We start from the raw sequence: 11,312 nt of genomic DNA on the forward strand, positions 1-11,312 counted from the left end.
TTTATTCATGCTTTAACGAGTTTCGGATAGTAAGATATTTTTCAATTCTTGTACTCCTTCGGAAGCTCCTTTTTCAATCAGGTGATAGCCCATCCGGTGTGCTTGTTGAGGAATCTTAGGATCGATAACGAAGACCGGAATACCTTCGGGGGCATAGTGCAACAGACTGGCTGCCGGATAAACGGCCAGTGAAGTACCGATAATGACGAAAATATCTGCCTGACGAACCAGATCGGTTGCCGGTTCGATATTGGGTACTGCTTCTCCGAAGAAAACTACATGAGGACGTAACAGTGAGCCGTCTTCACAACGGGTCCCTGGTTTCAGTTCCCAGCCTTTCAGGTCGTAAATCGAATCGGGATTTTTACTGCTTCTCACTTTCTTCAGTTCTCCATGCAAGTGTAGAACATGTTTGCTACCGGCACGTTCGTGCAAATCGTCGATATTTTGGGTGATGATCCGGACATCGAAATAATTTTCCAACTCGGCTAAGCCCTTATGACCGGCATTGGGTTGGGCTTCGTAGAGCTGTTTCCGGCGCTCATTGTAAAAATGGTTTACTAATTCCGGATTACGTTCTAATGCTTCAGGGGTACAAACATCTTCGATCCGGTAATTTTCCCATAAACCGTCGCTGTCCCGGAAAGTTTTGATGCCGCTTTCCGCACTCATGCCGGCTCCTGTTAATATAACCAGTTTCATTTCTGTCATTTATTTGTGCAAAGGTAGTTTATTTTTGAGAAAATGGTAATAGAGCAAATATCTATTTTAAGAAACGTAGGAATAGCAGGTTAAGAAATGACTTGCTATCCAATGAATTGCGTAGGATTTTGTATGCCCTTCCCATTTGGGTGCGTACGGTATTGATAGAGATGCCCAGATAGTCGGCAGCTTCTTGATATTTCATATCTTGCAGACAGCAGAGAGTGAACACCTGTTTGCATTGTTCCGGTAGTTTATGCAGTGCTTGGTAAAGTTGGTTGTATTCTCGTTCTTTATCTTCTAATTCGGTTGTTAGAGTTGGGGAAGAGTCCTTCTCAATCGTCATGTGCAGAAGCTTTTCTTGTTTTCTCTGTTCATTGCGCAGATGGTTCAGGCATGTATTGTGTAGCGAGCGGTAGAGATAACTTTCTAAGCCATTTTCTATATTGGAAAATTTTTTTTCAAACCATAAGGTGATAAAAAAATCTTGAACGATATCTTCGGCAGCTGCTTGATTTTTTATAAAATGATTTGCATATAGCACCAAGTCGGAAAAATAGGCTGTAAACAAGTCTTTGTATGCTTGTTCACTTCCTTGCTGTAATCCTTTTAGAATAATTTGCTCTTCTTTCATTTTTTTGTGTATACAACGCTGTTACAATGTTCATAAAAAAAATAGATATATGCAAATTATTTATTTCTCTTACTTGTCTTTTAGCTTTAGTCGTAGCTTCCTCGTAGCTCCCGGCTTCTCGTTCGGATGAGCTTCGGGGAAACTTCGGGAGAAGAACGGAGAATGGTGAGAGGGGAGTGAGACCGCAGTGAGATATGGGTGGAAGGTTATAGGGGGGAATAATTTGTTCGGTCTCCGAATAGTGTAAAAAAAATAAATTTTTTGTCACATTATTTTTTGAATTTGGTGTCATTAATAATATAAAAACAAAATTAGTGGGAATGGAAAATAGAATTTGGGAGATTATAGCAGCTTCAATTCATGGCGAGGAGTTATCTCAGGAAGAGATAAGTACATTGCAAGTTTGGCTGGACGAGAATAAGCAGAACCGGGATGAATACGCCAGGTTGCAAATTTTTTATGCAGAGAACAAAGGTGGTCTTAAAGATAATATAAATGTGCAGCGAGCGTGGGAAGATAACTGCGCTAGAAGAAAAGCTGGTAAAATGATAAGGCTTCGCCGGCAAATTGTACGTTGGGGATATGCGGCTGTCGTTACATTGGCTATTGGTGTTGGTGTGTTGTTATTGACTGAAAAAGATGATGAGCAGGCTGTAAAAGTTGAATTTGTAGAATCTCAGATTGTTCCCGGTTCTCCGAAGGCTGTGTTGACCTTGGCTTCCGGCGAAGAGTTGGACTTGCAGGAAGAGGGACAATTTGTAAGCAAGGATAGCAGCAGAATTCGCAATGTGGGGAATGTACTTGAATATGAGGCAGGCGTAAAGAAGCACGGAGAGAAAAAGTTGGAGTATAACACTTTGACGATTCCGCGTGGAGGTGAGTACCAGTTGAAATTGGAAGATGGTACGAATGTTTGGTTAAATGCAGAGACTGAGTTGCGTTTTCCGGTTGCTTTTGGTGACAGTGAACGTAGAATTTTTCTGAAAGGAGAGGCTTATTTCGATGTGGCAAAAGAGGCGGAACGTCCATTTGTTGTTTGTGTGAATGGAGTGGATGTTACGGCATTGGGAACTGAGTTTAATATTGCAGCAGTACAAGGTGGGGATGAGGTGTTGACAACGTTGGTAAATGGTTCTGTGCGGGTAGTGAATGAAGAAGGTGCAGACTGTATTTTGACTCCGGCGGAACAGGCCGTTTGTAAAAAAGGCGTGGTAGGGATTGAAGTGCAGAAAGTGAATACGAATCTTTACACTTCTTGGAAGGACGGATATTATGCTTTTGACAAGCAACCATTGGGAGAAATAATGAGGACTTTGGAACGTTGGTATGATATTCATGTGGTGTTTGCGGATTCTGTAGCGGGAAAATTGCGTTTTTCAGGACGGTTGAAAAGATATGAGGATATTGATAATTTATTAACCATGATAAAACTAACTAATGACGTAGATTTTGAAATTGCAGAACGGGTAATTATTGTAAGAACTAACAAAAACCGGAAATAGGGAGGTATTTCCGGTTGAGAAGTGATGCCTCATATAAGCCGGCAAGCATTTGAGGCAACGTTTAATTTTAATTTAACAAATGTATGAAAAAAAGATTATTAAAGAATGCCATGTCAAGAAAAAGAATATGGCTGCGTAAAATGTTTTTGCGTATGAATTATTTGTTTTGTTTGCTAGTATTAGGGGCACTTTCTGTTTCTGCAGAAGTCTATTCTCAGAATGGATTAGTTAGCTTGAAGATGAAGGATGTGTCTTTGGTAAAAGTTTTTAATGAAATTACTAAGCAAACCGGTTATGATTTTTTGTACAATTATGATTTGGTACAAAATAAGGGGACTGTAGATGTTAATGCAAAAATGGTGGATTTGAAAGACTTTTTGCATGATTTGTTAAAGGGAAAAAATTTAGGGTTTGAATTTCGTGATGGAGCTATTATTGTTCGTGGTGAGTCTGTACGATTGGATGATCAAAAGATTAAATCTAGGACAATAAAAGGTATTGTAAGAGATAAAACGACAGGAGATCCATTGCCTGGAGCGACCATTAAGATTAAAGGAACTTCGTTGGGAACAGCCACTAATATGGAAGGTAAATTTGAGTTGACAGTTGTTGATAATTTTATTGCTTTGGAGATTTCATTTGTTGGTTATGAGACTGTAGAGGTGACTGTGGGCAAGCGGGAATATTTGGATGTTTTGTTGAAAACTGAATCTTCGAATATTGATGAAGTCGTTGTTACTGGTGTATATACTCGAAAAAAAGAAAGTTTTACCGGTTCTTCTCAGACATATAAGGCGGAAGAATTGAAGAGTGTAGGAAATCAGAATTTGATTCAGAGTTTGAAAGTATTGGACCCTGCTTTTGCTGTGTTAGAAAACAATGAGTTTGGGTCAGACCCAAATAAATTACCCGATTTGGAAATTCGTGGAAAGAGTAGCATTGTTGGTTTGAAGGAACAGTTTGGAGAAGATCCTAATCAGCCTCTGTTTATTTTGGATGGTTTCGAAACTAGTTTGCAGACAATTATGGATTTGAGTATGGACAGAATAGCATCTGTTACTATTTTGAAGGATGCTGCATCAACTGCTATTTATGGTGCTAAAGCTGCGAACGGAGTGGTAGTGGTTGAAACAAAAGTTCCTCAAGGGGGTAGGCTACGTTTATCATATAACGGTAATTACGAAATCTCTTTTGCAGATTTAACTGATTATAATTTGATGAATGCTGCTGAAAAATTGGAGTTTGAACGTTTGGCAGGTAACTTTAAATCGAATATTGCAGATTATCAGGAGTTAAAAGAAGTCCGTTATAATAAATTATTAAGCAATGTGTTGAGAGGTGTTGATACCTATTGGCTTTCAGAACCGATTCGGATAGGCTTTAATCAGAGGCATAATCTTTATGTGGAAGGGGGAAGCGAGCAGTTTCGTTATGGATTTGGTGGTAGCTATAATAAAATACAAGGCGTGATGAAATCTTCTATTCGTGATATTTTTAGTGGGAATCTTGATTTATTGTATCGCGTTGGGAAATTAACGTTCTCTAATAAAATAAGTGTGGATGTTACGAAATATACTAATCCTGTTGTACCTTTTTCTGAATATGCTCATGCAAATCCGTATTATCCTAAAAGAACGGTTGATGGTATAGTAGAAAAGTGGTTGGAGTATAAAGATAATGAATTCAGTGCAACGGATGCTTCAGAGATTGTTGGTAATCCATTATGGAATGCCGCATTAAGCAGCTATGATAAAAGCAAAATGTTTGGAGTTCGCAATAATTTTAATTTGGAATACCGTCCATTTGATTTTCTATACATAAGAGGTCGTTTTGGAGTTGCAAAACAAACTTCCGATTCCGAAAGATTTACGTCTCCTGAGGCAACGGAGTTTGACCAAGTGGAATTATTGAAGAAGGGTTCGTATAATGATGTGAGAAGAGATGATTTTTCTTATGATGGGGATTTGACCCTGACATATGGACAGATTTTCAATGATGCTCATCAAATCAATGCTGTATTGGGAATGTCGATAAGCGAAAGGAAGAGTATTTCCAAAGGTTTTTCGGCAGTAGGTTTTCCAGAGGGAAATTATACAACTCCAGGCTTCTCTAATAAATATCCGGATAATGGCAAACCTTCTTATGGTGATTTAAAGAACCGCTCTGCAAATTTCTATTTTAACGGTGGCTATTCCTATAAGAATAAATATTTGTTGGATGCAAATGCTAGAATGGATGGAACTTCTGTGTTTGGTTCTAATAAAAAGTTTACGACGACATGGGCTGTAGGGGTTGCTTGGAATGTTCATAATGAGAATTTTATCAAGGATAATACCGATATTCTTGATGTGTTGAAAATTCGTACTTCTGTCGGTAATCCCGGTAATCAAAACTTTGGTTCGTATAATACGATTACAACCTATCAATATAATAATTGGCTGCAGAATAATTTTGGGACAGGTTTGTTGGTTAGTACATTCGGAGATCCGGATTTACAATGGCAGAAGACAACAGATATTAATGTGGGCTTTGATTTGAGTATGTGGAATCGTTTCCATATTAATTTCGATTATTTTCATAAGAACACCGACCCATTATTGGCTTCGATAGGAATTCCTTTATCTGTCGGGATGTTATCTCGTCTTAGTAATATCGGTAAACAAGTAAATAAAGGTGTCAGTGGAACTGTCAGATATGCTATTATCTACCGTCCTCAAGAACGTATTAATTGGACGATGAGTCTTTCTTTCAGAAGTGTTAAAACGTATTATGATAAGATTGGTAGAAAATTAAACCAGTATAACAAGGAAAATTTGTCAAAGAACTTGACTCGATATTATGATGGAGGTAGTCCAACAGCGTTGTGGGCGGTGCGTTCGGCAGGTATAGATCCTGCAACAGGTAAGGAAATATTCTTGACAAAGGATGGAAAGCCTACATTTCAACATAGCTACGATAATGAAGTCGTTGTGGGTAATACAAATCCTGATGTAGAAGGTGTTTGGAGTAATTCGTTATATTGGAAAGGTTTTTCTCTGAACTTGCATATTCGTTATAGTTTAGGCGGTCAAAGATTTAATAGTACTTTATATGAAAAAGTAGAGAATATTTCAGTTGCCGGTTTGTCGCAGAATCAGGATAGACGAGCTTTGTACGATCGTTGGCAAAAGCCTGGCGATAAAACAAAGTTTAAAGGTATTTCTCGCACTGAGATAACACCAATATCTTCGCGTTTTGTGCAAGATAACAATTATATAGCTATAGAATCAGCACGTTTGGCTTACGAGTTTCCACAAAGGTGGATGGAGCATGTCCGATTTTCCGGATTGACGGTAAGTGCTTATATGAATGATATTTGTCGTTTTTCTACGATTAAAGATGAACGAGGTATAAGTTATCCGTTTGCACGGAGTGTTTCGATGTCCGTTTCTATTAATTTCTAAACTGGATGATGTATGAAAAAGTATTTGATAATTTTTATATGCCTTTGGGGAGGAGTTGGTTTTTCCTGTTCAAATTGGCTGGATGTAAAGCCGAGTGATAGAATTTCTGAAGATAATAATTTCTCTAGCTTGGTGGGTTTTAAGAAAACGCTGAATGGTGTCTATATAGAATTAAATAGTTCTGATTTGTATGGTAAGAATCTGTCATGTGAATTTATAGAAATTTTAGCTCAGCGATATGCTATTGGAGATGAAAATAAGAGCAATAAAGAGTTGATGGAGTTCTCGTATAATGGTTCTGCAGGAAGAGGTAAGACTACAAGTATTTGGGGCACAGCCTATAAATTGATTGCTAATACTAATCTTATTTTGAAAAATATAGAGCTTCATAGTGATGTGCTTGCAGGAGAGTATTATAATTTGATTAAAGGTGAAGCATTGGCATTGAGGGCCTTGTTGCATTTTGATTTGTTTCGTTTGTTCGGACCTATTTATACTGAGGATTCAACGGCAATTTCAATCCCTTATTATAAGGAATTTCAGTTTGATGCCGCACCATCCTATGCTGCAAATGGCTTTATGAACATGGTTATTGAAGATTTGTTGCAAGCAGAGCAATTGTTAGTAAACGATCCCATTGTGAAATATGGTGTGAAGGGAAATGCTAAAGATGTTTTTCTTCAGGATAGAAATTTGCGGTTGAACTATTATGCCGTACAGGGATTATTAGCACGTGCTTATTTATATATGGGCAACAAAGAACGTGCTCTTTATTATGCCGAGTCTGTCATTAAAATCCAAGAGGAAAAATTTCCATGGGTAACTCCGATGAAATTAGATAATTCTAAGAGTGCAGATAGAGTGTTTTCTACTGAAATTATGTTTGCTTTGCAAAATTTGAACAGAAATACATTATATACTTCGTTGTTTGATGGTGCTAATTTGAAACTTAATACCTTGTTGGCTCCGCGTGGAGATGTTGTTAATTATGTGTTCGAGTCAGATAAAGCAGACTATCGCTATTCAAGTTCTTTAAGCGGAACTGTAGAAATTTCAGGCACAACATATAGAGTGTTTAATAAGTTTCAAGGTACAGATTCTTTGTATAATCAAATGATACCGATGATTCGTATCAGTGAGATGTATATGATAGCTTCTGAAACATCAACAGATGGACCAACACGTGCTAAATATTTTAATACGTTCAGAAATCATCGTAATTTGGGGAATGTACGAGAATGGGATGTAAATTATTATTTAGAAAAAGAGTGGAAGAAAGAGTTTTATGGAGAGGGGCAACTATTTTTCTGGTACAAGCGCAACAAAAAAACTGAAATGCAATCTGCTACAGACCAATATGGTTTAGTGTCAGTGAAATTGTCGAATTATGTGCTTCCAATACCTGATGCAGAAAGTCAGTATAATTAAAATGTATCTATTATGAAGAATCTATTATTTTTATTATTGATATTAGTAAGTTGTGTATCATGTGAAAAGGATATCAACACTTACGAAGGAGATAGCGGAATTTATTTTGCAGATGAGGGAATATTTTCTGATACACTTAGAGTGGCTTGGGGGTTAAAAAATTCCGATATAAAGATGCAATCAATTCAATTGAAAGTTTGTCTGTATGGAAATACTGCAAATTATGACCGTAAATTTAACATTGAAGTGTATTCAGATACAGATACTTTGTCGGCGATAGAAGGAGTGGATTTTAAGGCATTTGCAACTGAGTATGTGATGTCTGCTAATCAAGCGGAAACTTCTATTGGTATAGATTTATTGCGTACAGAAGACCTGATAAAGCATCCTAAGCGGTTTGTGGTGAAATTGATAGAGAATCCTGAACTTCGTTTTATTTACACGCGAGAAGCTACGATTCTAATCGATAGCGTAAATTTCAAGACACGGCCTATTGATTATCAGCGCGTCATTGTGATGAATGAGAATTTTCCCATGCCGGCATGGTGGAATATATATGGGATAAAATATTTTGGAGTTTGGTCGCAGAAAAAAACTGCATTAATTTGTGATGTGATGAATATCGACCGCGAAGATTTTGTAAAGACAAAATTGACTGAAGGGTATTTAAAGTTTGTAGGAAAATATATGCACCGTTGGTTGCAAGATAATCCTCAAGAAGATGAGAATGGCAAGCCGATGGAGATGGGGGCTGCTTCTCAAGGTTAAATGTTTAAATATTTGATGCTATGAAATTTAAGTATATATTAATTGTGTTGAGTGTGTTGCAATTTGGGGCATGCTCGGACGATAAAGGTAATTATATCTACAAGGAAATCAATGAATTGATGGTTGTAGAGAATTTGGAAAAGGGTAAGTTATATACAAAAGTCTCTTTTGTCGATAGCCTTTCATTTGATCCTGTAATTAATTCGACATTAAAAGATTTTAATGAAGCAGATTATGAATATTTATGGAAGGCAATTCCTAAAGGAGTTGATTTTAATAAAATTGAGCATGTAGATAGTTTGGTGCTTTCTACAGAACGCCGGATAGATATGTTATTAACGTTGAAACCTGGTGATTACTCATGCTTTTTTAATATAATAGATAAAGAAACAGGCATTTGTTGGTCGACACCTTTTCAGTTGCGAGTGAAATCTATGACAAGTGAAGGTTGGATGGTGTTGTGTGAAGAAAATGGGAAATCTCGCATGGATATTATATTTAATTCAAATGAGAATGATGACTTGATAGCTCATAATATTTGGGGAAATGAACCTTTTAAGCCGGGATTCCCGAGGCGTTTGTTATATAATTATAGCGTTAATGAAGTATTCCCAATGTTAGTGACTGATGATGATACTTATGTAATGGATCCTGAATATTTGCGAGTGGGTGAAGACAATAGTTTGAAATGGCGATTCGGTATTACCCCGGATGCAGTTCATTTACTTGCTTCGAATTTATCGATGTTTTCTGTGAGTAATCGTTTGGTAATCGTCGATGATAGACATGAGGTGTATAGTATCGATAGGTCTGTTTATGGTAGTGTATTTGAATATCCTATCAATAAGATTGACGGCAAAATAGATTTTAGAGCCGCTCCCTTTGTCGGTGTTAGTTTTGATGATAACTATATTAATGGTGGTTACGGATGTGCTCCTGCCGTTTTATATGATGCCACTCATAGACAATTTCTAGTGATAAGAAATAACTCTACCTATCCCTCCGTGATGACTTTTTCTGGAGAGCATATATTTCCTGTTCAGACAGGATGCGACCTTGTACACATGGAGTCAACAAAATCGGGATTAATCTATGCTATATTGAAACATCCGACAACTCATGAATTTTTCTTCTGTGGTATGAAATTGCGTGCGCGTTATAAAGCACCGCAATATTGGTGGCAACAAGGAGATTATGAGGAGTATAATATTCAAGAATATTATGGGAAGGTAACTGGTGCAGATTTGGAAAATGCTACAATGTTTGCTTGTCATCATTCACTTCCTTATTTGTTTTACTCAGATGGACAAAAGGTTTATCAGTTTGATATGGGGCATCCGGATATTCCGGCAAAAGAAGTGTTGTATTTCCCCGGAGAGAGTATAAAAGTACTTAGATTTAATCCTTTTGTTGCGTGGGAAGCGTATGAAGATTGGGAGCGTGCACGTAATTACCAATTGCTTATAGGAACACGTGAAAGAAGAGTTCCTGAGAATGAATGTGGTATTATGCGTTTGTATGATGTCCCGAATTTGATGGGGGATTTAGTTAAGAAAAAAGAATACAAGAAGTTAGGTAAAATTGTGGACATTGTTTACAAAGAAAGAAAAAAATAGACGATGAATTGGCATAAGAAAAATATAGCAATGTTAGTAGGCTTATTATTTATGAGTTTGCAAATGTTCGGGCAGTATAAAATTAGTGGACATATCAAGAATCATGGAGGACGTATTTTATTGCTTGTTCAGGATGCTACCGGTAAATATGATACTCTTGCTAATTCTCTGACAGCTAATGGAAAGTTTTATTTCACCGGAAAAGTAAGACGACCTATTGCAGCTGAAATTCGTGCAGTGAATACACGTTTACGTATACCTATTTTTTTGGAGAAGGGTGATTATAAGGTGAGTGCAGACGTTAAGCAGTTGAAAGTGTATGAAGTTGCAGGTGGAGGTAAAATGCAAAAGCTTCGTAACGAATTTAGAAAAAAAGAACTTGAATTGCAGCGTGAATGTGATTCCATACGTAAAGAATATGAAGCTGAGTATGGTAAAGATGATTATTTTAGTAGGTTGCAAATAAAAGGTTTGTTGTTGCGATATGAAGACCTTTATGATGAAGCAGAAGATGAATTTTTGAAGGCAAATGACAATATCGTGAGTGCTGCGTTGTTGGCATGGAGAATGGAGCGTTTGATGGAAAGAAAGAGTTTGTCAAAGAAGTATGAATTATTGGGTATGAATGCTCGAGCAACTGTCCCGGGATGCTATGTGAAACCATTTGCTGAGAAGATTGCAGCACTAGTGGTTGGAGGAACAGCACCGGATTTACGAATGCAAACACCGGAAGGTGACTCGCTTTCTATTTATGGAGTGAAAGCCAAAGCGAAAATTATTGATTTCTGGGCTTCATGGTGTGGACCGTGTCGGGCAGAGAATCCTAATGTGAAAAAGATTTATGAGAGGTATAAATCCAAAGGCTTGGAGGTTATAGGTGTTTCATTAGATATAAAAGTTGATGCTTGGTGTAAAGCAATTGAAGCAGATGGCTTGCCTTGGTTGCATATGTCTGATTTGAAAGGTTGGAATAGTATTGTTACGGATGTTTATCAAATTCATGGTATTCCAATGTTGTTTGTATTGGATGAGAATAACCGAATTGTGGGTGAAGGTTTGAGAGGAGAAGAGTTGGAAAAATGTGTACAAAAGGTTTTGGCACAATAAGTTTGTCTAAATGGGGACATTCAGTAAATACTATAAAATCAGCCAACTAATTCATACATAAAATGTTGCGAATTAGTTGGCTTTTTTGTATCTTTAGGTATTCCCCCGCAAA

At 37.3% G+C, this 11,312-nt stretch carries 8 protein-coding genes; 6 read left to right on the plus strand and 2 right to left on the minus strand.

Annotation, left to right across the window (positions count from 1 at the left end; all coding sequences use genetic code 11):
• Positions 1-12 precede the first annotated feature (12 nt).
• Positions 13-702 carry an SIR2 family NAD-dependent protein deacylase gene (locus tag AC5RDS_RS02425; RefSeq protein ID WP_013612099.1) on the minus strand — a complete coding sequence of 230 codons (690 nt, stop codon included), beginning with the start codon at positions 700-702 and terminating at the stop codon, positions 13-15.
• A 61-nt stretch (positions 703-763) separates the two neighbouring features.
• Entirely contained in the window at positions 764-1,336 is a 573-nt protein-coding gene (locus tag AC5RDS_RS02430) for an RNA polymerase sigma factor (protein WP_118104790.1), read from the minus strand.
• A 320-nt stretch (positions 1,337-1,656) separates the two neighbouring features.
• On the opposite strand from AC5RDS_RS02430, the gene AC5RDS_RS02435 reads away from it, so the two are divergent.
• The 6 genes from AC5RDS_RS02435 to AC5RDS_RS02460 all read left to right on the plus strand — a co-directional run bounded on the left by AC5RDS_RS02435 (position 1,657) and on the right by AC5RDS_RS02460 (position 11,200).
• Positions 1,657-2,838: a FecR family protein gene (locus tag AC5RDS_RS02435; RefSeq protein ID WP_118104791.1), complete on the plus strand. Its 1,182-nt coding sequence runs from the start codon at positions 1,657-1,659 to the stop codon at positions 2,836-2,838.
• A gap of 83 nt (positions 2,839-2,921) precedes the next feature.
• A complete protein-coding gene (locus tag AC5RDS_RS02440; RefSeq protein WP_229039751.1) occupies positions 2,922-6,281 on the plus strand; it encodes a SusC/RagA family TonB-linked outer membrane protein in 3,360 nt (1,119 codons plus the stop codon).
• A gap of 12 nt (positions 6,282-6,293) precedes the next feature.
• Positions 6,294-7,709 carry a RagB/SusD family nutrient uptake outer membrane protein gene (locus AC5RDS_RS02445; RefSeq protein ID WP_118104793.1) on the plus strand — a complete coding sequence of 472 codons (1,416 nt, stop codon included), beginning with the start codon at positions 6,294-6,296 and terminating at the stop codon, positions 7,707-7,709.
• 12 nt (positions 7,710-7,721) lie between these two features.
• A complete protein-coding gene (locus AC5RDS_RS02450) occupies positions 7,722-8,477 on the plus strand; it encodes a DUF4843 domain-containing protein (protein WP_118104794.1) in 756 nt (251 codons plus the stop codon).
• A 20-nt stretch (positions 8,478-8,497) separates the two neighbouring features.
• Positions 8,498-10,093 carry a PKD-like family lipoprotein gene (locus AC5RDS_RS02455; protein WP_118104795.1) on the plus strand — a complete coding sequence of 532 codons (1,596 nt, stop codon included), beginning with the start codon at positions 8,498-8,500 and terminating at the stop codon, positions 10,091-10,093.
• A 3-nt stretch (positions 10,094-10,096) separates the two neighbouring features.
• Positions 10,097-11,200, plus strand: a complete 1,104-nt coding sequence (locus AC5RDS_RS02460) for a TlpA disulfide reductase family protein (protein ID WP_118104796.1) — start codon at positions 10,097-10,099, stop codon at positions 11,198-11,200.
• Positions 11,201-11,312: the final 112 nt, after the last annotated feature.

The organism is Odoribacter sp. (genome assembly GCF_985060555.1).

Bases quoted from the DNA above. Each gene is read 5' to 3' on its own strand.
- AC5RDS_RS02435 (WP_118104791.1), top strand. From the start codon at position 1,657: ATGGAAAATAGAATTTGGGAGATTATAGCAGCTTCAATTCATGGCGAG.
- AC5RDS_RS02455 (WP_118104795.1), top strand. From the start codon at position 8,498: ATGAAATTTAAGTATATATTAATTGTGTTGAGTGTGTTGCAATTTGGG.
- AC5RDS_RS02445 (WP_118104793.1), top strand. From the start codon at position 6,294: ATGAAAAAGTATTTGATAATTTTTATATGCCTTTGGGGAGGAGTTGGT.
- AC5RDS_RS02430 (WP_118104790.1), bottom strand. From the start codon at position 1,336: ATGAAAGAAGAGCAAATTATTCTAAAAGGATTACAGCAAGGAAGTGAA.
- AC5RDS_RS02460 (WP_118104796.1), top strand. From the start codon at position 10,097: ATGAATTGGCATAAGAAAAATATAGCAATGTTAGTAGGCTTATTATTT.
- AC5RDS_RS02450 (WP_118104794.1), top strand. From the start codon at position 7,722: ATGAAGAATCTATTATTTTTATTATTGATATTAGTAAGTTGTGTATCA.
- AC5RDS_RS02425 (WP_013612099.1), bottom strand. From the start codon at position 702: ATGAAACTGGTTATATTAACAGGAGCCGGCATGAGTGCGGAAAGCGGC.
- AC5RDS_RS02440 (WP_229039751.1), top strand. From the start codon at position 2,922: ATGAAAAAAAGATTATTAAAGAATGCCATGTCAAGAAAAAGAATATGG.